The organism is Lachnoclostridium sp. An131 (genome assembly GCF_002160825.1).
Lineage (GTDB): Bacteria > Bacillota > Clostridia > Lachnospirales > Lachnospiraceae > Laedolimicola.
The window spans coordinates 168,813-194,556 of record NZ_NFLI01000005.1; the positions used below are offsets into that span (position 1 = coordinate 168,813).

Consider the following 25,744-nt stretch of genomic DNA (forward strand, 5'->3'; position numbering starts at 1 on the left):
CCTGCAGCATCATAAGATAAGAATAGCAGAGCTAAGTGACAGTTCGGTGACTGGGGCCTGAATGCCGTGGGTAGATACGGATTTCAAAGCAGGCTCCGCCCTCTGGAAGATTTCTGGCCGTGACACTGCCATTCTGCATCCTGAAAATAGACTGTGCGAGCGCAAGCCCTATGCCGACGCCATTTTGCGACGCATTTTTTCCCCGGTAAAACCGCTCAAAGAGATGAGGCAGATCCTCCGAGTCAAACCCCGGTCCCTGATCCCGGATCTGAATTTCTGTATACAGAGGATTGGAAGCGTAATCGCAAAAGACGGTTCCTCCCTCTGGGGAATGTTCCATGCAGTTTTTCAGCAAATTCATCAACGCCTCCATACTCCATTCCATATCTCCCTTAAATTCTACGCAGCCTCTGTCTGGAAGCTCCAGCCGGACTCCGGTTTCCTCAAAAAGCTCCTGAAGATTTTCTGCCGCCAGGCTTAAAACCGTATATACATCCACCGCCGAAGACTTCAGCTCCAGAGCGCCGGCGTCTATCCTGGAAAGCGTCAGCAGGGCTTCCTCCAGCCGGTTCAGGCGCTCAGCCTGCCTCCTGACAGGCTGAATATAGGGATTCGGCGCATTGCTTTCCATCAGCTGCAGAGACAGGTCTGCCGCCGTCAGCGGCGTCTTGAGCTGATGGGCGATATTCGCCAGGTTTTCCGCATAGCTCTTTTTCGCCTTCAGCGCCGCCTCTCTGGTGGCATACAGATTTGTGACCGTCTTATAAATCTCGTCCTGAAGCCCCGAGTATTCGTCCTCCCTTTCCTGCACCAGCGTTCCCGGCGCGCCTGTGTTGACCTGTTCCAGATAACAGGTCAGGCCTTCAAGCCTTACTCTCTTCCGCTTCGCAGCGAGACTGCCGCACATCAGAGACACTGCAAGCGTCAAAATCACCGCTGCTGCAGTGAAGGCAGACATATCTCCCGCCACACTTCCGCCAAAATCCCGGCTTTCATAGCCATACCGGGTAAAAAGCGCTTCTGCCTGAGCCAGCGTCTCCTGCGCAGGCTTCTCCTGAAATTCTTTCAGCGAAGCCAGCAGCTCCTCCTCCAGCTCCGGATGATTTCCCAGGACAGTTCCGCAGAAGGCCGCCACCTGCTCATAGGAAGCTCTCTGGTACCGTCTCTGCCACAGACCGGACAGAAGCAGAAGACCTGCCAGTGAAATCAGGAGAGGGAAATAAAACAGAAGCCGTTGTTTCATGTTCTCTGTCATAAGATGTCCTCCAGTCTGTATCCAAAGCTCCGGACCGTTTTAAGTGAGGCGGGATTTCCAAGCTTTTCACGCAGGCGCTTCATCGTGACCGTCAATGTATTGTCATTCACAAAGCTTCCGCTGCTGTCCCAGATCTGCTCAAGAAGCCGGGCGCGTGTCATAGTCCTCCCTTTATTCTCCATCAGGATCTGAAACAGCTGGTATTCCGGCTGGCTTAAGCTGATTTCTCTGGAGCCCCGGAACACCGCCATCCTTTCCCGGTCCAGCGCCAGATCGCCGCAGCAAAGCCTTGCCGGCCTCCGCCCGCCTGTCCTCCGTAAGAGTGCCTGTATCCTGGAATACAGCACCTCCAGCTCAAAGGGCTTCACCACATAATCGTCCGCTCCGCTCTGAAAACCGGACACCACGTCCCTGGAGTCTCCCCGGACCGTAAGAAAGATGAGCGGAAGCTCCGGCTGCCTCTCCCGAATCCAGCGGCACAGAGCGTCGCCCCGGCCATCCGGCATATTCCAGTCCACCAGAGTCAAATCAGGCAGCTCCAGCAGCAGCTTCCTCCTGGCTGTCTCGATCCGGTCAAATACAGTGACCCGGCAGTTCTTCTGTTCCAGATATTCCTTTACCGCGCAGGCAATCGCCGCGTCGTCCTCCACATAATAAATATCAGGCATGGCTGGCATTCTTCCCTTTCTTTCTCTATTTTGCGCCCTGCTTCGCCTGCACAGGCTTTCATTCCTTTACAGAATCAGCAAATGCGTCAGAGGTATTTTTTTCATTGTACATGGAATTAAAAGCTGCTGCAACCTTTCCCGGCTGGGAAGTGTTCTCAGGTATCAAATGCTCCATATGAATACCTAAGGCTTTAAAAGTTCCAGGCCGCCAGCACGCCAAATAACCCAAAAACCAGGAGCCGTATCCGGCTCCTGGTCTGCTCATCGTGCGCCCGGCGGGACGCACGTTCTATTTCTTTATCATATTACACATTTCTACAGCTATTCTGAAAGATAGACCTGGAGAAGCTCTACCGCCTTTTTACGTCTCTTTTCGCTGCAGTTATCCAGATAAAACATAATGCTTTTTGTTTCCTTCGGAAGTTCATGTTCCTCTTCTTCCCCAAAAGCAATATAGTCCAGTGTAAGCCCCAGCGTACCGGCAATCCCGATCATTGTTTCCAGAGACATCCCGCAATAGCCGCGCTCAATATCCGCATAATACTTTTCTGCTTTTCCGATATATTCTGCCATCCTCTGCCTGCTGATGCCGAGCCTCTTCCTCTGATCGCTGATCCTTCGCCCAGCCGCGATTTTATCATAATACTGTCTATTCTGTTCCATAAAAATCTCCTTCTGATATCTTCCTGTCCTGTTTCTTTCTGCCGCAGGCCTGACGCCCGGCAAAAAAAACGGCTGTATGCTCCAGAAGTAAAATACGGCCGGGGAGGAGCCCTGCTCCTCCCCAGCCGCCACAGACCCAAATCAGATCTGTACTCAGTTTCCGCTTATGCCAAGCTTATCTCTGTCTGCTTTTACGGAAATATACTACCAATGCTGCAGCGATAGCCAAAAGCGATACCGCTATAATACCCACAAACAACGCTATCGGTGAGGAATCACCAGTCTGGGCTGACTGCACAGCCTGAACCGGAGCCGGCGACGAAGAGCCGCCTGAGCCCGACGATGAACCGCCGTCTGAAGTATCCTTTTCCGGTTCCTTATAGGTATTTGTAAATGCAATCGCCTTTCCGCCGTTGTCGATGGATGCGGTCAGATATCCCTTTCCGCTGTCCGCCACATGGATCGTCACTGTATAAACCGTGCTGTCGTAGGTGACATTCTCGGCATTGCCCTTTTCCTCAGAAATCGTGTAGGTGTAAGAGCCCGGTGTGTCGAAGCTCAGATCTGCGAACTGGATTGCTCCAGTCTCGCTGTTGACTGCTTTCGATACCACATTGCCATTGCTGTCCTTCAGCAGGAAAATGAATTCTCCGGCTTTCAGCGTACGTCCGCTCAAGGTCTTGCTGGCTGCGAGGGTTACTCCCACTGTGCCCTGATAGCTGTACTCATTCTGGAATACGATGCTGTCAATCGGATTTCCATCTGTGTCTTTCACTGTCCATTCTGCCGAAAGGGTTCCGTCTCCGTTGTCTGTCACTTCCGCAGTCGCATAATATACAGAAGAATCATATACGACTCCGCCCAATTCTCCCGGAACTTCTCTAATCTGATACCGATAGTCTCCAGGAGCGCTAAACTCGATTCCGGTAAACGTCACGCTTCCATCGGCTGCGTTTTTCGCCTCAATCCGGGTGTCACCTGCATCCTGCATGATAAAGCTGAATTCGCCTTCGTTCATCGCACGTCCGCTCAGCTCTTTTCTGATCGTGACCGCCGCTTCGCCTGACGCGTCAGGATGTGTCGGATCCGTCGGATCTGTCGGTTTCACAGAATAGGTGTTAGTAAATGTGAACAGTATTCCATCGGTTCCTTCAGAATCAATACTAATCGTTCCATTTCCATTGTCTGTCACAGTGACGGTGAAGGTCTTCGGCGTATCATTTGACACTCCCGGAACCTCTCCGGTCTCAGTCACAGTGTAGGTGAAGGTTCTTGTACGCTTCCCTGTCTCCGGATCTGTCACAATTCCAGATTTTCCGTTTTTAACTACCAGATCCTGTCCTGCTGCCTCTATTACCTCTGCTTCTGATTCTCCTGCAGTTCCATCTGTATCCGGCGTCTCTGCATCCGTTCCAGGCTCTTCTGTTTCAGGCACGTCTGTATCCGTTCCAGGCTCTTCCGTTTCAGGCAAATCAGTACCTGTTCCAGGTTCTTCCGTTTCAGGCACGTCTGTACCCGTTCCAGGCTCTTCCGTTTCAGGCAAATCAGTACCTGTTCCAGGTTCTTCCGTTTCAGGCACATCTGTACCCGTTCCAGGCTCTTCCGTTTCAGGCACGTCTGTACCTATTCCCGGTTCCTCTGCCTCCGGCGCATCTGTACCTGTTCCCGGTTCTTCTGCTTCCGGTGCATCTACATCCGTTCCCGGTTCCTCCGCAGGATCTTCCGTTTCTTCTTCCGACGCATCAGAAGCGTCCCCGAAGACATTTTCCATTGTAAATTCGATGTCTCCGAAAGATACCGTTCCTGTTCTGTCATTCTTCGCCTCAGTGGAAGCCGGCATCGGAGCATCCGGATCATCGCTCGTTATCGTGAAGCTGAATTTTCCGGTAATGTCATCGGGAGTAAGATTATCAGCGTGCTCCAGCTTTTTCTCACCCTTTACCGGCAACGTAACTTTTGCAGCTTCTCCATAGGTATTACGGAATGTAAGCTCCGTTCCATCGCCAGGATATGTCACAGCAATGCTCAGAGTACCGTCTCCATTATCCGTCACTGTTACCGTAATATTGAACGTATGGTCTACCGGTCTGATACCTTTGTCATCCAAGCCAATTGTGTCCTCGGCTACCGTATACTGATACGTGTAGGTATCCCTGCCATCCACTACTGTATGTGTCGCGATACCGTTCTTGACGTCTTTCAGCATCTGAGTTATCTCATAACGGATATCTCCAAATGTGATGTTTCCGTCAGCATCATTGGTGCCAGTTACAACTACGCTATCGTTCGCGTCGAATACCTGGAAGGTAAACTCTTTGTCAATCAGATCGCGGTTTTCCAGTACTTTCTTTGCTTCTATACTGGTCTGGCCGCTGGCTCCAAGAGTACTCTCTGCGTTATAGCTGTTATCAAAGGTCACTACCGCAGGGCCATTATTCAATTCTGTATTTGTGCTGCAGGTATACTCTGTGCTCTGGCCTCCTGTGCTGACAGTCGTCGTAGCTGTCAGGGTTCCCTGTCCATCGCCACTTATTACAATCACTACTTCATATGACTTAGAGTCATAGGTGTAACCAGCCGCTCTGCTGTCCACTTCGGTAATGGTATAACGATAGGTTTTCCCTACATCGTCCTGCGTAAAGCTCATACCGGCAAACGGCCGCATTGTATCTGTACTGATGCCCGCTTCGTCATGAGTCTGGGCACTGTTCGTAAACGTCTTGGAAAGCCCGTCTTCGATACTGGCCTTCGCGGCAGACGCCTCATCTATTGCAGTCAATGTAAATGTAAACTGTCCTTCTTCCAGATCGTGACCTGTCAGATTCTTTACTACGTTTAATCCGTCATTTAAATTATCCGGATCATCATAGTTCAGATCCATATCGTAAGCATTCGTGATCGTTTGATTATTGCCTTCCACAAATGCATCAAGCTGACCGTCATAATTCTCATCTGTTACAAAAACTGTGATAGTCTTTGGCTGATTATCATAGGTCCAGCCCTCTACCTCCGTGGTCGTCGTTTCTGTTACTGTAAAGGTATAGGTTCCCCCAGCAGTAAACGTGAGATCACCAAAGCTTACTGTCTGACGTTCTTCCTTTCCAGTCAGATCTGAAGTTCTTACAGAAATACCAGCCTCTGGGAACTCTGCTGCAGTCTCGCCTGTTCCTACCTTCACATTAGCGCGGTTATCAGAGGTAAGCCGGAGTGTAAACGCAAACTCTTCCATCGCCGGGGCTCCGGTTACCTCCTTGGTTACCTGAAGCTCCTCTTCATCATCTCCTACTACCACGGAACCTGCTGTATAGCTGTTAGTAAATACAGGATCATTTCCCTCAACGCTTGCTATAAGCTCGCCTTCCGTATTATCCGTAACTGTCACAACAATCTGATGGGTAGATCTGTCATAAGTCCAGCCCGTGGCAGTCGTGGTATTATCCTCAGTCACATCAAATACATAGACTCCCGGCTTCTTAAATGTCACCGTTCCAAAATCAGCGGACTTCGTATCGCCAGCCGCAAAATCATCCGAGATAGTCGCAGTCAGCTTTCCATCTGTCAAGCCCTCAATATCGTCGATAAAGCCTGTATTCTTCTCATCGTCAGCATTGAATACTGCCGTGAAGGTAAAGTCCTCTGTGTTCGGAGCACCGGTCACAGTTTTCTGAACGCCGATTCCAGTGTCTGTGTTCTGCTCAAGCGTAGCCGGCGTATAGGAGTAGGTATTTGTAAAGATACCTGTATTATTCTCTACGGTAACGCCTGTAATATCTGTATTTACCTGAAGCTTTCCGGTGCCCGGATCGGTCACAGTAAACTTAATCACAGCCGTATCCTTGCTGTAAATTACACCTGCCGTATCCGTACCTTTTGCAGGCTGTGTCTCTGTCACCTTATAGGCATACGTTCCCGCCTTGGTAAAGTTGAACCCGCCAAAGGAGAATGTCTTGTCTGCATCTGTGCCGCTGACAGTTTCTGTCACGGTATCCGGCATGGCTGCTTTAAGCTCTTCTTCTGTCACACCGACTGAATCTGTAAGATCCGTTGAAAGTGTGAACTCAAAGCTGTCTGTATCCTTCCAGTCACGTCCTGTGAGCTGTTTCTCAAAGTCGACAGAAACCGGATCTGCATCCGCCGCATCATAGCTGTTCACAAATGCCGCTGTCGGATAAGTTGAGAAATCGCCGCTCACAAAATCCTCACTATTATAAACAATCGGTTCTGAACCATCTTTCGTAACCGTAGTCTCTGTACTCATGCTGCCGTCGCCATCATCATTCACTGCGATTACAACGGTAACAGGCTTATCATCGTACGTGTATCCGCTGGCTCCACCATTTGTCTCACTTATGATAAACGTAAACGTCTTTCCTGCATCATCCTGGTCAAATGTCAAACCTGCAATGCCTCTCCAAAACGCCGCCGCTCCATCTTCCGCTCCATAACGGTTAGAGAGTGTCCGCGTTGCTTCAGCCAGCTTTTCTGCAGAATCCGTATCGTCATCAGGTGTAGTCACAGTAAAGTTAAACTGATTAGCTGTAAGCGCGCGCCCATCCAGTGTCTTACTGAACAGGATACCGCCTGCCTCATTATCAAAGTTCATGGAGGCCTTATAGCTGTTCGTAAATGTAGCAGAGCCGTTGGTTGTAACCGGATCTGCAATCGTCAGCTGGCCATTCTCATCTGTCACAGTAAAGCTTACCTGATAGGTATGACCATCATAGGTCCATGCATTATTAAGCGGATTCTGAGTTTCTGTAATATTAAATGTATAGGTTCCCGGATGTGTAAAGGTCAGGTTATCAAACAGAATATTTGCAGAACCATCCTTTGCAATTGCCGGTGACGTCTTCACATTACCGTCCGCATCGATACCGATTACCCAGTCATTTGTGATAGCTGTCTCAGTTTCCGGATCAGCTGCTGTCATCGTAAAGGTAAACTGGCCTTCTGTGCCGGCAGCTCCGTCAAGCTGCTTGGTAATCTGCAGACCGTCAGCAGCGCCCTCTGTGGTAACGGAAGAAGCTTGATAGCTGTTGGTAAATTCAAATCCATTTCCCGTGACTGTCGCAACCACACTTCCGGTCTGCTGGTCCTGAGTGACTGCAATACTTACTGTCTTTGTGGATGTGTCATATGTCATACCATTTAAAGTTGCGGTTCCATCTCCATTATCAACTGCACCGGCTGGAACCTCTTCCTTAATCTGATACTCATAGGTTTTTCCAATATCATCGATACCAAACGTAATGTCAGAGAATTCGATTGCTCCGGTTCCAAGATTACCGGTACGAGTCTCATCTGGCATTGGCGCACCTGGTGTGACAGCTGTCAATGTAAAATAGAAATCATTGATATCCAGCGTCTCGCCAGTGGTATAATTCGTAAATCTTTTGACGCCGGTAATATTAGCATAATCGACCTCTTCACCACCGAAACTGTTCACAAATGCCGCATTGCGATCATCAATGGGAGGCCAGTCGTTCTCGTTATCTCCTGTGCTGTCACCATTATCATTAAATGTACGATACATGGATTCAATAGACGCAGAGAGCTTGCCCGCACCGTCATCTGTTACATTAACAGTCACGCGGTATACAGCATTAGAGTAAGCCAGTCCGTACTCATCACCTTCTGTTTCCTGCACCAGGTAGATATACCTGCCAGCACTTGTATAGGTAATGCTGTCAAAATCAAACGCAACTTCCTGTGATTCTGCATAGTTATTAGCATCACTGTTAGTAAGTGTTACAGAGGCGCTTTCCTGTGCATCTCCAGGTAGCGGGGCTCCTAGCGTAACCGGAGTCAGCGTAAAGGTAAAGCTTTCATTATCACGCCAGTCGCGGCCTGTTAAAGTCTTCGTTCCATGTATGGAACCTTCGGCAAGCGTAACCGGGGTCACACTATAGGTATTGGTATAATCCACCTCAATTGTGTCATTAGAGGCAATCGTACCCTCAGCTATATTACCATCGTCACTTGCTGCGCCTTCCACTGTGTTGGAAGCGGTATAACCAGCAGCCGCAGCCTCTGTCACAGTAAAATCTGTATTCGCAGGCAGACCGCTGATTACCACATGTTCACCATTGGAAAGTGAAAGAGTTTCACCATCCTGAATCTGTCCTGTCGCTGCAGGCTGTTCCCCCGGGGCTACAGTCTGAGGATTGCCGTCCGCATCAACAGGCTGTCCTTGTGCGTTATATTTGATATAGTCGAATCTGCCCTGCACATCTCCCTCAAGATCTACTGTATATGTGAACTCTTTCTCATCATGCGTCACTCCTGTATCTGCCCAGTCAACAATCTTGCTGATCTGCAGCGAACCGGAAACCGGATAAGCAATCTTACCGTTGTTGCCAAGGCTTACAACTATTGCTGTCCCATTCCAAGTGGGAGAAATGGCGTTTGCCGCTGTTTCTGTTGTATTCGCACCCTCCTCCTTGGCAGCCTCAAACTCCATAGCACGTGTCAGACGTGGAGAGCCTTTTTCAATATAATAGCTATCAGTAGACTCATCATACTGAACATAACGGCCCAACTGATTCTCTGCTGCAATGAAGGATACCCATTCTGTCTTCAGTTCATTCTCAGCATAGTATGTCCGCTGATAGTAATATGTCTGATCGGGAACATAGCTCTCTGCAGGACTGTATTCTGCTGCTTCTCCCTGTCCCGTACGTGTATAGATGGTAGTATCTTCTGTAAAGTAATAGAAGCTGTTCGTCTCAGCCGGAGTAAAGGTGGCTGTAGTTGTCCCATTGTTCCCACCGCTGTAAGCGTTAGAATAGAAGTAAACGTTTCCATCTTCATCCGTATGCGTGGATATATAGGTTCCGTCAAGCTTAGATGCATCAATGTTGCTTCCATCCATCACTCCGCTCTTCAGCCCAACTGTATAGTACACACGAATAGGATAGGCCGGAACTACGCTTGTACTCGTAGTAGTTTCGCCATCCACCGTCTCACTTTCTGCTGTATAAACACGAAGTGGGAGCAGTGAAGATGGGATCTGAACAGTCACTGTATCACCTGTCTGCAAGTCTGCTGATTTGTTAACAGTAATGATAATATCGCTCAGATTATGATCACCCGGATAGACATCATTACCGCTTACTGTGCCAGTAAAATGATATTCATGAGATCCGCTTCCATCGGCCGACGGCTGTGTGCCAGAATAGTGGAATTCCTCTCCCGCAAACACAATCGTCTTGAGGTTCTTGACTTCCATATAATTGCCCAGAGTGTCCTCAAATGTCAGATATCCTACCTGGTCACCACCAATAGTCGTGGTATTTTCGATAGGTGACACAGCCCCGCTGCTAAAATCATCATAAATTGACTGGAAAACATCATTTAATGCTTCAGCATCTGAAGCTGCAAAATAATAATTTCCCTCTGCACGTTCACCTAACGTACAGTTATTTGAAAAATCAGCTTCGTCATCCCATGTATTTCTTGACTGAGCATCAGGATAATTGCTAGACACAGCATTCATAAAATAGTTTGCATCATGTGTTGTACTACCCTGACCAGTCAGATCATCAGGATCAGCTCCCTCAAACACTCCTACAGAATAAATAGTTGCGCCAGCTTGTTTCATCTGATAAGCAGTGTTAACGGAAGAACCTGCATTATCATTTTCAACATACTGTCCATTTCCAGGCATGCCATCCGTAAAGAAAATGACAACTTTTTTTGCTTCATCACGTGCTCCGCTTCCATATCCAGAATCTCCGTTTATAATATCTTGAGCACGATCAAAGCCAAGATCAGCTTCCGTTCCACCGTTATAAGTAAAATCCTCTACATACCCGATTAATGCATTCGCATTGGCACCCTGTGTACAGTAGGTAAAATAGGTTTGATTTGGCCTTCTTCCGGTACTGTACTGATCCACATCTCCGGCATAATCAACAATAGCTATTCGGTGCTGATCGGACTGCTCCTTACCAACATTTTCGGTCGCAACCGTATTGATAAAATTGGTCACCGCCGTCTCCATGGCTACATCTATACGCGTTTCTGTACTTGTATAAGTATAGAACTGAATATGCGAAGAATCTTGATCAGAAGCACTGGTCTTTGGTTCCACGGTCTGACCATTGACAGTCCAGCTTACATGCTCATTATAGCTCGTCCGCCAATCGCCCGTGACTTCTCTTGTAACCTCATTAATACGTACATATTCGTTGCCAATGAGAGCATAATATTCTCCACCTTGTGTGTCCTGTACAGCTACTGTCCAACTACTCCCAAGAGGACCACTCTGTTCTTCAATGTGGCCGCTCGACTCGACAATATCATAAACAGCGTCATATCTGCTGCTTGTAAGATATCTATCATTCATCGAGCCCGATCTATCAAGCACCAGCACAATATCAAGCGGCTGGTTGATCGTCGTCTGGCCGGAGATATTCGCAGCCGAAGAAAGCGCTGAAAGTCCTACCAGGGCAGTTCCCTCGTCATTCTCTATCGTAAATGTCTCCTCACCACTCTGGCTTGTCAGCGTAAGAGCACTGGTATAGACGGACTTATCTGTCCAGATACGGCCGGTATTTCTGGTAGAATCACCGCCCTGTCCGGACACACCGAGGCTTCCTTCATACCAGGCATCATGTGTGCTGCCGTCTGCTGCCCACAATCCTGCCGCACTTACCTGCATGCCCGAATTCAGGAACAGTCCCGCGCCCATCGCCGCGACAAGCACTACCGCAATCGCTGCCGACAGAAGCTTCCCGAACCGCCTCTGGCGTCTCCTTCCTTTCTTGATTGGTCTTTTACTTTGCATTTCACTCATCCTCTCTTTTGGCCCATACCCGGCCGACCAGACGGATACGTCCCATTTTTCATATTACTTCTTTGGTACCTTTGCCTGTTTCCGGCATCCTTTTGGTGGCTGAACCGTCCGTCTCCCGCATAAAAGCAAGACACCGGTTTAGGCAGCTGCCTGCACGAAGAAACTGTCTTTGTTCTGAGCTTGCCCAAAAAGCCTGCAGAAGCCCCCGATGTGAACTGAAACCTTTTCCCTCCTTTTCTCCGCCACTTAGCTGACTGGTACTTTGCAAAGCCTTTTGCCCGCCGCGTCTTCTCTTTCAGAGGAAATGCAACATAACATTAATTATGTAGTTAAAATTCATTCTTTTTCTTTTTTTGAATTATCCTGGAGTTTAATAAAAGGGATTTTCAGAAAAATAAAGGAAAATAGTTGAAAAAACAGAAATAAACAGACCGCGCAAGAAGCAGCCAAAAGAGGCTATAGACCTTATAGCCTTTATTTGCATGTTCTTTTAAATTCTGTCCATCGGGGCTGCCGCATTTTTGGATAAAAGATACAATATGTAGAGTTATATTTATTGACTTTTAAATTGTTGTATTATAAAATCATAAAAGGTGGATGAGTCTGTCTTTTTTTACAAAAGCCTTTTACCACATAATTAATGTTATGTTGTCATTTCAAGCAGCTTCACCCGTTCGATATTTTTCTTCCACTCGCTGAGTCCGTCCGACGCATAGATCCGCGTCACCTCCAGACTGCTGTGCCCGAGAATATCAGCCAGATTCAGCATGTTTTTTGTCTCCTTGTAGAATGTTCTCGCAAAGAGATGGCGCAGGTTGTGGGGAAACACCTTTCGCAGGCTTACCTCTGCCCTGCCGGCTATCGTCTTCATTTCCTTCCATATATTAGAACGGTTTTTCGCTTTTCCTGTCCTGGTACGGAAGATCAGGCCGGAACGAATATTATTTTTCTTCATATAGAATAGAAGTCTTTTTCTCAAGGCTGCCGGGAGTATCACCAGCCGGTACTTGCCCTTATTCCAGACTTTCACCATGCCGCTTCGGACATTTTCAGCACAAAAAAATTTAAGCTCGCTCACCCGTACCCCTGTCGCTCCCATAGTCTCCATCATCACGGCCAGCTGCTGCCTGTTGTCTTCTCTCGCTTTACGCACCAGCCTTCTGAATTCCTCTCTGGTGAGCATTTTTTCCATCTGATCGATATCCGCCCGCTGTACCCTGATTCGTTTCAGCTTCAGCCTTTCCAGCCCTTGAAAGCTCAAAAACTGATTCAGGGCTGCAATCATGGAGTTTGCGCTGCTGACCGCGTACCGCCCAAGCAGCCATTCTTTATAAGCCAGAAGCATTTCCTTCGTAATCTCGCTTCCTTCTCCTGCGAATTCAAAGAATGTCTTTACGTCGCGCATGTATTTTTTCATTGTCAGCGCTGAGCTCTCTTTTTCCATAAGATACTCTCTGAATTCCTCCAGAACTGCATTTCTGATCACATCCGTTTTCTTTTCCATAACCTGGCATCTCCTTATACATATGATAAATTTATTTTTATAGTTTACCCTAAGTTGACAAGGATATATACGGTAAAAGCAGAACTGTTCCAGCGTCCTGAACGTACCAGCGATTAGCTCAGACTCTGTCACAGGAGCTATTGTCAATCAGCGGCGGTCAGTCACCGCTCCTTGTGGGAGGACAGGAAATCTGATATGATAACAAAAGGCAGATGCCTCCTAAAGCTGATAAGAAACCGGGGTGACAGTATGAAAACCGACGAATACTGCGAAATCATTCATAAAAGCAGCCCTGTGCTGCGGTTCTGCGAACGTTTTGACGAAAGCAGCGATAAATGGAATCTGAAGAAACACTCACATCCTTACATTGAACTGATTTATTATATGGAAGGAAAGGCTGGTCTGGAAGCAGGCCGCCTTCATATAGATGCTTCTATTTTTGACACCATTGCCTCTCCTGCTGCACGAACAGGATGGTATGCTGCGGGAGCTCTTTAAAATGATTTACACAGAAGGAAAAAGAAAAGAAGCAAATCCTTACATTATAGAGTATCTCCTAAAGCTGCTGCTCACATCCATGATCCGGCAGGCGGAGCTTTCCAGCTATTCCAACCGCTTCGTGCGGGAGGTGATTCCCTATATCCATGAACACTTTACCGAAAAGATAACCCTGGATACCTTGGCTGATCTGGCGCATATCAGTGTGTCCTATCTGTCCAGAAGATTCAAACAGTACACTGGTATGACTGTCGTATCCTATATAAACCATCTGCGCATAGAAGCCGCAAAGCAGCTTCTGGCATCCACAGATTCCAGCGCCTCAGAGATTGCCTGGCAGGTCGGCTTTGAATCTCCCAAATATTTTCACCGTATTTTCAAGGCCGAGACAGGAGAATCGCCCTCTGCGTTCCGCAGAGCATATCAGGCAATAAGGTAAAAATCGGATACCTATTGTGCGTTTCTGTGAGTGTTCCCGGCACATATGCCTATAGTATAATGAGCCCATAGAAAAAGAAAACAGGGAATTTCCCTATATGAAAAAAGGAGGCAGCACACATGAAAAAATGGGCACGCGCGCTTTTTCATCCAAATCTTCCGCTTGAAGGCAGACATTATGTCACAGCCAGTAAAGAACATATCGAGCTTTCCAGAAAAGCGGCAGCAGAAGGAATGGTTCTGTTAAAAAATAAAAACAGCGTCCTTCCGCTGGCACAGGGAAGCGTAATCGCTGCTGTAGGAAGAGGCATCCGCGATATCGTGAAGGGCGGAGGCGGCACCGGCGACGTATTTACGCCCTTTGTCACCACGCTTGAACAAGGCCTGCGGCAATGCGGCATTCATATGGATGAGGCTTTGCTGGAATATTATCGAAATGACGTGGAACAGCAATATGCCCAGGGGGCTGTCCCCGGAATGACAGTAGAACCACCAGCACCTGCTGCGCTTCTTGACTCAGCCGCCTCTGTAACCGATACCGCCCTGATTGTCTTCTGTCGTTTTTCCGGCGAGGGCTGGGATCGGGTGGACGGCGGCTTTCAAAATCCGGAATTCAATCCTTTCAAAGAGCGGGATATGCTCTCCCAACGCATTGCAAAGGTCTACCCTGACGGCGATTTCTATTTGACGCAGGAGGAAAAGGAGCTGGTAAAAGCAGTATGCAGCCGTTTCAGCAAAGTGATAGCCGTACTTAACACCGGCGGCATCATAGATCTTTCCTGGATTCGGGATAACGCCTGCATTCAAGGCGCACTGCTGATGTGGCAGGGCGGCACGGACGGCGGAACCGCTGCGGCACGATGAATTTCCCAATGGCATTCATCCTCTCATTGATGTGGCTGAAGGCAGAATCAGTATGGACGACTTTTTAAAACAGCTCTCCGATGACGACTTGATCGCGCTTCTCGGCGGCGTGCCAAACTCTGGCGTAGCAAATACCAATGGCGTCGGCGACCTTCCCGAATATGGTGTTCCGGCTGTCATGACCGCAGATGGAAACGCAGGCATCCGCATTGATGAGGCCTGTCCTGTCCCCACAACTGCCTGGCCCTGCCAGACACTTCTGGCTGCAACCTGGGATACTGATCTTCTCTATGAAGTAGGAAAAGCGGCAGCGAAAGAACTGAAAGAAAATAATCTGCAGATCTGGCTTGCCCCTGGCATGAACATCCATCGCTGCCCTATCTGTGGCCGAAATTTTGAATATTATTCAGAAGATCCCTTCCTGACAGGAAAAATGGGAGCGGCACAGGTCCGCGGTGTCCAGTCCCAGGGAGTGGCTGCCTGTGTCAAGCATTTTGCCTGCAACGACAAGGAAACCAACCGCAAACACAGCGATTCCAGAGTCTCTCTGCGCGCTCTCAGGGAAATTCATCTTCGCGGATTCGAGATTGCCGTCCGTGAAGCACAGCCCTGGACGCTGATGTGCGGCTACAATGTCATCAATGGGCAGCGGTGCTCTGAAAGCTGGGATCTGCTTACAGGCATACTCCGCAAGGAATGGGGCTATGAAGGAATCGTACTCTCTGACTGGTGGGATCGTTCTGAACATTACAAACAGATTCTCGCCGGAGATGATGTAAAAATGCCCACCGGGTTCCCCGATAGAGTAAAAATGGCGATAGAGCTTGGCGCTTTGAACCGCAGCGATCTGGAGAAATGTGCTGCAAGAGTGCTCACCCTGATCTGCCGTCTGGATTAAGGAAAGGAGTTCTGTTTATGAAAAGACGGCGGGAAGCATCCTCCTGGACGCTTCCCGCCGCACTTTTATCTCTTCTCTCTGTTTATTGATTCTTATATTTCTATTGTCCGGCCGTTCCCCCGGCTTACGCCAGGCACAGCCTCTTCGTCATCTCAATTCCCATCGCTCTGTTCACCAGGTTCATAATCGCCTGAACCACCTGATGGCAGATGCGTACAATAAACTCACAGTCCTCCTTCACACCGTGCTCCCTGCTCAGATATTCTGCATGGGCATTGCGGATAAAGGAGCATACTGCCTCCGGTGTCTCAAATTTCCTTACGTCGATTCTCGTCCGGAAGGCCTCCCCGCTTCTCACATACTCTACCAGGCGGAGCTTCAGCTCCTTCTCGTATACGCAGTGGTCCTTGAAGCCGCCCTCATAGATCAGGTTGTGCGGAAATGTGAAATAATCCGCGATATAATGAATGATCTCGCCAAGCCTTCTCATAAAGGCACGCGCGTTGCGCAGGATAAGCTCCGCGTCCAGCGACAAATCACAGATGCGTTCCTTCACCATCTCAAACGTCCCGTCAAATTCATGGCGCTGCGTCAGGAAAGACGGCTTGCAGTCCGGGAGAATGCTTCCCAGGTAAAATGCCTTCCGGTGATCCATCATAACTGGAACCTCCATATCCTTCACAATATATTTCGCCAGTGAGATGTGTGATTTCTTTCTCAATACCTTATTCCTCCTCTATATGTCCCGGCCTCTTCCGGCACATATATATAAAACCCTTCTTTTCGCCACCTTTCTTATCATACTCTAAAAACGCCCCAGTTGTCCATAACTAACTTTGCCAATCATTTAAAAATTTCCGGCCGGTTTTTCGCCTTTTTTAATAAAAATCCACAAAACCAAGGTCTCTGAAACGATTTACATAACATTCTCTTTACAAAAGCCTGTAAATTTCTTCCGCGATCTCTTCCGCGCTGCGGCCGTCCGTAGCTGTAAGGACATCCGCGGCCGCCTCATATTTTTCTATGCGTCCGGAAAGCAGAGCCGAGATATATTCCACATCCTTATGCCCTTCCAGAAGCGGGCGATCGTGGCTGTCCTTTACCCGCTCGAGAATCGTCTCAGGACGGGCCGTCAGAAATACGACGACGCCGCTTTTTTTCATAGCCTCCACGTTGCAGGCCCGAAGAGGCGCGCCCCCTCCACAGGAAACCACCGTATGCTCCTTATTTTCCAGGGACAGGAGGAGCTCTGTTTCCTTTTCCCGGAAATATTCCTCGCCCTTCTGGCAAAATATCTCAGAGATCGGCATGCCCTCGCTCCGCTCAATCTCCCGATCCATCTCGAGCCATTCCATTCCATAGCGTCTGTGCAGACAGCGGGCCACAGTGCTTTTTCCCGCTCCCATAAAGCCGATCAAAAATATGTTTTTCTTTGACTCCATGTCTCTCTTCTCCGTTTCCGCAGCTGGATCCCATGCTGCGCCGGGCCGACGCCCGGCGCGCATGCATACTGCTTATACAAAATCAAACAGCGAAAGCTGGTTGGACTCTGGCATGTCTCCGAGAAGCCCCAGGTCTCCCATCAAATCGACGACTGTTTTGGACAGCTTGCTTCTGGTCCGCAGATCGTCCTTGGACAGGAAGGGACCGTCCTTTGCCGCCTCATAGAGCTGATCCGCCGCCTTGTCGCCCAGGCCCTCGATCGTACTTAAGGCCGGCATCAGCTTGCCGTCGATAATCTGAAAATGATGTGCCTTCGCCCGGTAGATGTCGATAGGCCAGAACTCAAAGCCCCGGGCATACATTTCCTGTACGATATGCATGTCCTTCATGGTATCCTGCTCCTTTTTGGACAGGGAGTCGCTGCGCCGCTTGTAATCTGCCATATAATAGGCCAGGCGCTCCTTTCCCTGGCACATCAGCTCGTAGCTGAAGGCTGAGGCACGGATACTGAAATAGGCCGCATAATAGGCCAGCGGATAATTGATCTTGCAATAGGCGATACGCCAGGCCATCATAACATAGGCCGCCGCATGGGCCTTCGGGAACATGTATTTGATCAGCGTGCAGGACTCGATGTACCAGTCCTCCACGCCCGCCGCCTTCATGGCCTCGATCCACTCCGGTTTCAGGCCCTTTCCCTTACGCACGCTCTCCATGATGGTAAAGGAAAGGCTTGGCTCTACGCCCATCTGAATCAGATAAAGCATGATATCGTCACGGGTACAGATAGCTGTGGAAATCGTCGCCTTGCCCTCCTTGATGAAGCGCTGGGCATTGTTCAGCCACACGTCCGTACCATGAGACAGTCCGGAGATCCGGATCAGGTCTGAGAAGGACTGCGGCTTCGCGTCCACGACCATCTGGATTACGAAATCCGTGCCGAACTCCGGGATGCCGAGGCACCCCAGCGGGCAGCCGTCGATATCCTCAGGGCTGATTCCCAGGGCCTCCGTACTCTTAAACAGCGACATCACCTTCTGATCGTCCAGCGGAATCGTCTTCGCGTCGATCCCAGTCAGATCCTCCAGCATACGAATCATCGTCGGATCATCGTGCCCGAGAATATCGAGCTTCAGAAGGTTGTGGTCAATGGAGTGATAATCAAAATGTGTCGTGATAATATCCGTCGTCATATCATTGGCAGGATGCTGAATCGGCGTAAAGGAATGGATCTCCTCCCCGTGAGGCAGCACGACGATACCGCCGGGATGCTGGCCTGTCGAACGGCGCACGCCTACGCAGCCCTGCACGATCCGTTCAATCTCACAGCCCCTCTTGTGCTGTCCACGTTCCTCATAATAATTTTTCACATAGCCGTACGCCGTCTTGTCTGCCAGCGTACCGATGGTCCCCGCCCGGAAGGTCTGTCCCTTTCCAAATATGACCTCCGTGTATTTATGGGCCTTCGACTGGTAATCGCCGGAAAAGTTCAGGTCGATATCCGGCTCCTTGTCGCCCTTAAAGCCCAGGAACGTCTCAAAAGGAATATCAAAGCCGTCCTTCTTAAGAGGAGTGCCGCAGACCGGGCAGGCCTTGTCCGGCATATCACAGCCGGCTGCTCCTGCGTATTTCCGGACATCCTCCGACTCGAAATCGCTGTAATGGCAGGATGGACAATAGTAATGAGGCGGCAGCGGGTTGACCTCCGTGATGCCCGCCATCGTCGCCACGAAGGACGAGCCGACCGAGCCTCTGGAGCCTACCAGGTAGCCGTCGTCATTGGACTTCCACACCAGCTTCTGGGCAATGATATACATTACGGCGAAGCCATTGGAGATAATGGAGTGCAGCTCCTTTTCCAGCCGCTCCGTCACTACCGACGGCAGCTCATCCCCGTAAATGGAATGCGCCTTCTCATAACAGATATCACGCAGGGTCTGATCGGAATTTTCAATGACAGGGGGACACTTATCCGGCCGCACCGGAGAAATCCGCTCTATCATATCCGCAATCTTATTCGTATTTCCGACCACGACCTCCCAGGCCTTATCGCTTCCCAGGTATTCAAACTCCGCCAGCATCTCTTCCGTCGTCCGCAGATAAAGCGGAGCCTGATCGTCCGCATCCTTAAAGCCCTTTCCGGCCATGATAATGCGGCGGTAGACCTCGTCCTCCGGGTTCAGGAAATGCACGTCGCAGGTAGCCACCACAGGCTTGTGGAACTGCTCACCCAGAGAAACGATCCTTTTATTCAGGCGGATCAAGTCCTCCTTCGACTCAAAGACCGGCCGTTCTCCCCGCAGCATGAACTCGTTGTTTCCAAGAGGCTGAATCTCCAGATAATCATAGAAATTCACCAGCCTCGCGATCTCCTCCTCCGGCGCGGAACGCACCAGGGCCTGGTACAGCTCTCCCGCCTCACAGGCGGATCCGATGATCAGGCCCTCCCTGTATTTTTGCAGGATGCTCTTCGGAATCCTGGGCACTCTCGCATAATAATCCAGATGAGACCAGGATACCATACGGTACAGATTCACGCGCCCGATCTCATTTTTCGCAAGAATGATCACATGATGGCTGGGAAGCTTCTTGACTGCCTCCTTATCCAGAGCGCTCATCTGGTTTACGCCGTCCAGATCCGTAATGTCCCTGTCCTTCAGCATCTGGATAAACTTTACAAAAATTTCTGCGGTACAGCCCGCGTCATCCACAGCCCGGTGATGGTTTTCCAGAGAGACATTTAAGGCCTTCGCCACCGTATCCAGCTTGTAGCGGGGTAGCTTCGGCAGCAGCACTCTGGCCAGAGCCACCGTATCCACCACCGTAAACGCACAGGGAAGCCCCTGGCGTTCGCTGTTTTTGCGGATAAAGCTCATATCAAAGCCTGCGTTGTGGGCTACCATAACAGCCCCTTCGCAGAACTCCAGAAACCGGGGCAGGACCTCTTCAATCGCAGGCTCGCTCATGACCATCTCGTCACTGATGCCGGTCAGCTTCTCGATCTCAAACGGAATCGGAGTCTGAGGATTCACAAAGACGCTGAATTTGTCTGTAATCTCTCCACCTTCCACGCGGACTGCACCGATCTCGATGATCCGGTCGTTTTCCGCGCTGAAGCCGGTCGTCTCAATGTCGAAGACCACATAAGGCGCGTCAAGGCTCTGCCCTTTTGCATCCTCCACGATATCCTTCATATCGTCTACAAGATAGCCCTCCATGCCGTAGATCACCTTGAAGGAATCTCCCTTGTCCAGGCTGTGGCTGGCATCCGGATAAGCCTGCACGACGCCGTGATCCGTCACAGCGATCGCAGTATGGCCCCAGGACTTGGCTCTCTTGATGATATCCTTCACATCCGAGACGCCGTCCATATCGCTCATCTTCGTATGGCAGTGGAGCTCTACCCTCTTCATCTCACTGTTATCCATCCGGGGCTTCCGGAAATCTGAGGATTTCTTGATTCCCCGCACATGGCCGATATTCAGCTCATTGTCAAAGCGATCCTGGGCCGTGGTTCCAAAAATGCACACAAAGGCTCCCTTTTTTACCTTTTCCCGCAGAGCGTTCAGCTCTTCCTCATCCTTTGCAAAAACCTTTACATGGATCGTGTCGGTATAATCTGTGACAGTAAGCGTGACAATCGTCTTTCCGCCGCGGATCTCTCTCTCATCCCAGCCTGTGATCTGTCCATGGATAGCCACGTCTCCCATCTCGCCCACTATCTGTACCAGATCGATGATGTCGGAATCGTCAAAATCACGCCCATACAGCACGTCAGGATTGGGGCTCTTACCGCCGCGGAACCGGGAATTCGCACTCTTCAGATGCTTCCCGTAGGCATACTCGCTCTGTCCAAAGCCGCCATAGCCCTTCTTGGCTCCGCCTGCTCCGCTCTTTCCGGACGTTCCTTTTTTCTGGGATCCGCCCTGCTTCGTTCCCGTATGCCCTCCTGCAGCCGCGCCTCCCGCCGCCTCTGCCTGTCCGCCTGCAGGCCCGGAGCTTCCGCCCTCACGGGCCTGCCCGTCTGCAGCCTGCTCCTGCGCGTTCTGCAGCTGAATCATGTTCTCGATCAGCCTGGCCGCCTGCTGCTCGATATCCGTCCGTCCTGTCCGCCGCTTCTGTTCCTCCTCCTGCTCTACAAATTCTGTCCGAATATGCAGATCAAGGCCGCAGCGCTCCGTGAAAATCTTGTAGAGCACCCGGATCAGCTCGTCCGCCGCGTCCTCGCCCAGCGTCGTCTTCCGAAGCTCCAGCTTCATGACGTTTGGCTCCGGAAAGGAAATCTCTGCCCCGCGGAACAGGTTATATTCCAGAATATTGTAATGCTTCAGCTCATAAAGAATACTGTCCTTGTAAAGCTCCAGGAGCTTCTCCGGCGTGTACTGGCCTGACAGCTCGTACCGCTCCAGAATTTTCAGCTCTACCTCCGCGCGCCCAAACAGCTTCCGCTTCAGCGCGCGCTCAAGCTGAAAAAGCTGCTCCTTATGGATCAGCTTTCCGCTTACAAGATAGACCCGTATGAAATTTTTTGCCCGGTTAGAGGTCACCTTTTCCACCCGGACCTGGCCCAGCAGATCCAGAAAGCTCTGCTCCAGCTCCAAAGGCGGAAACACCTCCTCGAACCTTCTCGTCATATGTATCTACTCCTCGCCCCAGTGAAGAAGCTCCTGGCGCAGCGCCTCCAGAAGCTCATCCTCCGGAAGCTTCTTTACAATCTCGCCCTTTTTAATCAGAAGACCGGTTCCCACACCGCCTGCAATTCCGATATCCGCTTCCTTCGCCTCGCCCGGGCCGTTCACGACGCAGCCCATGACTGCCACCTTGATATCCAGCGGAATATCCTCCACCATGCGCTCTACCCGGTTTGCAAGGCCGATGAGATCAATCTGCGTCCGCCCGCAGGTGGGACATGACACCACCTCAATGCCGCCCTTCTTCAGACCCAGCGTCTTTAAGATTCTTTTCGCGGACCGTACCTCCTCCAGCGGGTCTCCGGTCAGGGACACGCGGATGGTATCGCCGATTCCCTGATAGAGAATGATCCCGAGCCCAACCGCAGACTTGATATTTCCGGAAAACAGGGTTCCTGCCTCCGTAATTCCTACATGAAGCGGATAATCCGTCTTGTCCGCAATCAGCTCATGGGCGCGGGCACACATCAGGACGTCTGAGGATTTGATGCTGATGACCAGCTGGTCATATCCCATGTCCTCAATCAGGTGCACCTTGTCGAGAGCGCTCTCCACGATGCCCTCCGCCGTCACGCCATGATACTTCTCCACAAGCTCCTTTTCCAGAGAGCCGCTGTTTACGCCCACGCGGATCGGAATCTGCCGCTCCTTTGCCGCGTCCACAACTGCCTGCACACGGCTGCGGCTTCCGATATTGCCGGGATTGATGCGGATCTTATCCGCTCCGTTTTCTATCGCGGCAATCGCCAGTCTGTAATCGAAATGAATATCCGCCACCAGCGGAATCGAAATCTCTTTCTTAATCTCTGCCAGGGCCTTCGCCGCTTCAAACGTCGGCACAGCGCAGCGGATGATATCACAGCCCGCTGCAGCCAGCTCCTGTATCTGCTTCACAGTGGCGCGCACATCCTCTGTCTTTGTATTTGTCATAGACTGAATCAGCACCGGATTTCCTCCGCCGATGACTCTGTCTCCGATTTTAATCACCTTTGTATGCTCTCTCATACGGCTCTTGCCTCCCTCAATTCCCGCTCTCTCTGAAAGCGGCTCACTTTTTCCACATTCAGTACCATGCCAATCTCAATCAGCAGAAAAACCGTCGCCGTTCCTCCAGAGCTGAAGAAGGGCAGGGTCACGCCCGTTGTCGGAATGATGCTCGTCACCACCATCAGGTTCAGAATTACCTGCAGGGCCACATGGGAAAATACCCCGATGGCAAGCAGACGGCCAAACAAATCCTCCGCCTGCTGGGCCACGCTGTACAGCTGGTACAAAAGATAGATAAACATCAGGATTACCAGCCCTGCCCCGAAAACGCCAAGCTCCTCACAGACCACCGCAAAAATCATATCATTGTAGGGCTCCGGGATTCCACCCAGCTTCTGGATACTGTTTCCCAGCCCCTTCCCGAACAGTCCCCCGGATCCAATCGCGTACAGCGCCTGCAGCGGCTGGTAGGACGTATCGGCATACTCTTCCGAATATGGCCTCAGCCATGCCTGAATCCTGCTGATACGGAAGGCGGAGTCAGCATCCGCGTGGTACAGGGAATAGTAGATGACAGCCCCTACAAAAACCGCTCCGATGGCTCCCATAATCACAAAGGGATAATACTTCGGATACACCATAAAAGCCATCAGAAAGCTGATCCCAAATACAATCACTGCCGTACTCATATTATCGCTGATGATCAGAATCATTACAGAAATCACTGCGGTCGGGATCATCACCTTGATAAAAATCCGCAGATTATTCAACGCTGACGCATATTTACAAATCAGGGCCGCCGAGAAAATAATCATCGCCACCTTCACCGGCTCCGCCACCTGAAACTGGCCGATCCCCGGCACCTGGATCCACCGCGTAGCTCCCTTTACATTGACGCCGAGTCCCGGCACCAGCAGCAAAAGAATCAGCACTGCCGAACCAATCAGCCCCAGTACGGCAAAGTATCTCCAGTTATGGTAATTGATATTTGCCACAACCAGCATCAGGATGAGGCCGATGATACTGTATTTCAGCTGGCTTTTCAAAAAGAAAGCGGGATCGTAATTAAAAGACTGCCGCATGCTGGCTGTATAATAGCTGGCGCTGTACAGCATAATCAGACCGAACACGATCAGGAAAATGACCGCCACGATCAGGTTCGTATCATAATTGAGCAGATAGGAAAGCGCTCTTTTCTTCCTTCCTCTGTTTGCCATGCTGTTCCTCCGAAAATCTGTCAAGTCCGTTTCCTTTTTTATTATACGTGTTTGCGGTTTCTCCCGCAAGAGCAGAAAATGACAATCGCCAGGCTGACGCCTTCAAAAAGAAACGACTGCATCTCGACTTCCCTTGCAGTGTCACAGACGCAGTCTTTTCTCTTTCGTCAAAAATCCTCTGTCAGAACCAAAGGCTCCTCTTACTCTACCACATGAATCCAGCCTTCGGGAGCTTCGATTCTTCCCATCTGAATTCCGGTCAGAGTGTCATACAGCTTCTGGGTAACCGGCCCCATCTTCTCCATGCCGCTGGGCATGCAGATCTCGTTTCCATGATCCACAATCCTGCCGACCGGAGAGATCACTGCCGCGGTTCCGCACAGACCGCACTCTGCAAAATCCTTTACCTCGTCGAAGAAAACCTCTCTCTCCTCTACCTCCAGGCCCAGGTACTCCTTTGCTACGTAAATCAGGGAGCGGCGGGTGATAGACGGAAGAATACTGCCGGATTTCGGGGTTACCACCTTATTGTCCTTTGTCACAAACAGGAAGTTGGCTCCGCCTGTCTCCTCTACCTTCGTCCTGGTAGCCGCGTCCAGATACATATTCTCATCAAAGCCATTCCTGTGCGCTTCCATAATCGCGTGCATGCTCATGGCATAATTCAGTCCCGCCTTGATGTGACCTGTTCCGTGAGGAGCCGCGCGGTCAAAATCAGACACGCAGATCGTGATCGGCTTCACGCCGCCCTTGAAGTAAGGGCCTACCGGAGTACAGAACATCCGGAACTGATACTCGTCCGCAGGCTTTACGCCGATGACCGGATTGGTTCCGAACATGTATGGACGGATATAGAGGGTCGCTCCTGTGCCATACGGCGGCACATAAGCTGCATTTGCCCTGACCACCTGCGTCACAGCGTCTACAAAGCGCTCCTTCGGAAATACAGGCATCTCCAGGCGCTTCGCGGACTGCTCCAGGCGCTCTGCGTTCAGATCAGGGCGGAAGGTCACGATATGGCCGTCCTCTGTTGTATAGGCTTTCAGGCCTTCAAACACTGTCTGCGCATACTGCAGAACACCGGCGCATTCATTCAGAACTACGTTGGCGTCATCTGTGAGAACGCCCTCGTCCCATGCGCCGTCCTTATAATTGGATACATAGCGCTTATCCGTCACAATGTACCCAAAGCTAAGATTTCCCCAGTCAATATTCTTCTTTTCCATAACCAGTCTCCTCCTGAACTGCTGCAATTTTATACATTATAGATCACTTTTTTCCATTGCGCAATCAAAAATCCTTCTTCTTCCGCTCGTACCGGCAGAAGGTAAACTCCAGGTCAAAATACGTCTTTTCCCCGCTCTGCCCCGTCAGCTCCCAGTCCGGATCCTCGTCCAGATTCGGAAACCAGGCATCTGCGTCATACGCATGGTCCGTCCGTGTCACATGCGCCACATCGCAGTAGGGAAGAAATTGCTTGTAAATCGTGTCGCCTCCAATGATGTAAATGTCCTCGGAAGGATATTTTTTCAGCTCTTCCAGCGCTTCCTCCACATCATGGCACACGACTGCTCCCTTTGCCGAAAAATCCGGATTCCGGGTCAGAATGATGTTCGTCCTGTTTTTCAACGGCAGGCCGCCCGGAAACGTGGCGAGCGTCTTGCGGCCCAGCACCACCACCTTGCCCGTCGTCTCCGAACGGAAAAATTTCATATCCTCCGGAATGCTGACCAGCAGCCTTCCCTTATATCCAATCGCCCAGTTTTTATCCACATTTACAATCAGATTCATCTCTCTTTTCCACCTTTCCCAAGCTTTTCC

At 50.4% G+C, this 25,744-nt stretch carries 16 protein-coding genes; 4 read left to right on the forward strand and 12 right to left on the reverse strand.

Translation table 11 applies throughout. The features are described 5' to 3' along the window. Positions 1 to 31: 31 nt before the first annotated feature. The 5 genes from B5E77_RS05765 to B5E77_RS05790 all read right to left on the reverse strand — a co-directional run bounded on the left by B5E77_RS05765 (position 32) and on the right by B5E77_RS05790 (position 12,887). Positions 32 to 1,255 (reverse strand): sensor histidine kinase, encoded by a 1,224-nt coding sequence (locus tag B5E77_RS05765; RefSeq protein WP_087164419.1) that lies wholly within the window; start codon positions 1,253 to 1,255, stop codon positions 32 to 34. Then, entirely contained in the window at positions 1,252 to 1,923 is a 672-nt protein-coding gene (locus B5E77_RS05770) for a response regulator transcription factor (RefSeq protein WP_087164420.1), read from the reverse strand. Before B5E77_RS05770 ends, B5E77_RS05765 begins: the two co-directional genes overlap by 4 nt. A 321-nt stretch (positions 1,924 to 2,244) precedes the next feature. Continuing rightward, positions 2,245 to 2,586, reverse strand: a complete 342-nt coding sequence (locus tag B5E77_RS05780) for a helix-turn-helix domain-containing protein (RefSeq protein WP_143468584.1) — start codon at positions 2,584 to 2,586, stop codon at positions 2,245 to 2,247. Between the two features lie 175 nt (positions 2,587 to 2,761). Continuing rightward, complete coding sequence (locus tag B5E77_RS05785; RefSeq protein ID WP_162609657.1) at positions 2,762 to 11,374, reverse strand: Spy0128 family protein; 8,613 nt, start codon at positions 11,372 to 11,374, stop codon at positions 2,762 to 2,764. A 652-nt stretch (positions 11,375 to 12,026) separates the two neighbouring features. Then, the gene (locus B5E77_RS05790; RefSeq protein WP_087164424.1) at positions 12,027 to 12,887 is read right to left on the reverse strand and encodes a tyrosine-type recombinase/integrase; all 861 of its coding nucleotides are present in this window, start codon (positions 12,885 to 12,887) and stop codon (positions 12,027 to 12,029) included. 249 nt (positions 12,888 to 13,136) lie between these two features. Between B5E77_RS05790 and B5E77_RS16790 the strand changes: the two genes are divergently transcribed. The 4 genes from B5E77_RS16790 (at position 13,137) to B5E77_RS17485 (ending at position 15,585) form a co-directional block, all read left to right on the forward strand. Beyond that, a complete protein-coding gene (locus B5E77_RS16790; protein WP_162609658.1) occupies positions 13,137 to 13,385 on the forward strand; it encodes a hypothetical protein in 249 nt (82 codons plus the stop codon). Position 13,386: 1 nt separating this feature from the next. Then, on the forward strand, positions 13,387 to 13,824 hold the full coding sequence (locus B5E77_RS05795; protein WP_162609659.1) for a helix-turn-helix domain-containing protein: 438 nt from the start codon (positions 13,387 to 13,389) through the stop codon (positions 13,822 to 13,824). Positions 13,825 to 13,943: 119 nt separating this feature from the next. Beyond that, positions 13,944 to 14,687 (forward strand): glycoside hydrolase family 3 protein, encoded by a 744-nt coding sequence (locus tag B5E77_RS17480; protein WP_330394624.1) that lies wholly within the window; start codon positions 13,944 to 13,946, stop codon positions 14,685 to 14,687. Positions 14,688 to 14,739: 52 nt separating this feature from the next. Beyond that, positions 14,740 to 15,585 (forward strand): glycoside hydrolase family 3 protein, encoded by an 846-nt coding sequence (locus B5E77_RS17485; RefSeq protein WP_330394625.1) that lies wholly within the window; start codon positions 14,740 to 14,742, stop codon positions 15,583 to 15,585. 124 nt (positions 15,586 to 15,709) lie between these two features. On the opposite strand, the gene B5E77_RS05805 is transcribed toward B5E77_RS17485, so the two are convergent. From B5E77_RS05805 to B5E77_RS05835, 7 genes are all read right to left on the reverse strand, one after another. Further along, positions 15,710 to 16,306 carry a zinc dependent phospholipase C family protein gene (locus B5E77_RS05805; protein WP_087164426.1) on the reverse strand — a complete coding sequence of 199 codons (597 nt, stop codon included), beginning with the start codon at positions 16,304 to 16,306 and terminating at the stop codon, positions 15,710 to 15,712. A gap of 211 nt (positions 16,307 to 16,517) precedes the next feature. After that, positions 16,518 to 17,027, reverse strand: coding sequence for a shikimate kinase (locus B5E77_RS05810; protein WP_087164427.1), 510 nt, complete (start codon positions 17,025 to 17,027; stop codon positions 16,518 to 16,520). A gap of 72 nt (positions 17,028 to 17,099) precedes the next feature. Next, positions 17,100 to 21,662, reverse strand: a complete 4,563-nt coding sequence (locus B5E77_RS05815) for a PolC-type DNA polymerase III (protein ID WP_087164428.1) — start codon at positions 21,660 to 21,662, stop codon at positions 17,100 to 17,102. 6 nt (positions 21,663 to 21,668) lie between these two features. After that, positions 21,669 to 22,724 (reverse strand): flavodoxin-dependent (E)-4-hydroxy-3-methylbut-2-enyl-diphosphate synthase, encoded by a 1,056-nt coding sequence (ispG, locus tag B5E77_RS05820; protein ID WP_087164429.1) that lies wholly within the window; start codon positions 22,722 to 22,724, stop codon positions 21,669 to 21,671. Next, positions 22,721 to 23,923 (reverse strand): FtsW/RodA/SpoVE family cell cycle protein, encoded by a 1,203-nt coding sequence (locus B5E77_RS05825; RefSeq protein WP_087164430.1) that lies wholly within the window; start codon positions 23,921 to 23,923, stop codon positions 22,721 to 22,723. The genes ispG and B5E77_RS05825 overlap by 4 nt, the downstream gene beginning before the upstream one ends. A gap of 200 nt (positions 23,924 to 24,123) precedes the next feature. Then, positions 24,124 to 25,149 carry a branched-chain amino acid aminotransferase gene (locus tag B5E77_RS05830; RefSeq protein ID WP_087164431.1) on the reverse strand — a complete coding sequence of 342 codons (1,026 nt, stop codon included), beginning with the start codon at positions 25,147 to 25,149 and terminating at the stop codon, positions 24,124 to 24,126. A gap of 64 nt (positions 25,150 to 25,213) precedes the next feature. Next, positions 25,214 to 25,714, reverse strand: coding sequence for a dihydrofolate reductase (locus B5E77_RS05835; RefSeq protein WP_087164432.1), 501 nt, complete (start codon positions 25,712 to 25,714; stop codon positions 25,214 to 25,216). Between the last annotated feature and the right edge of the window lie 30 nt (positions 25,715 to 25,744).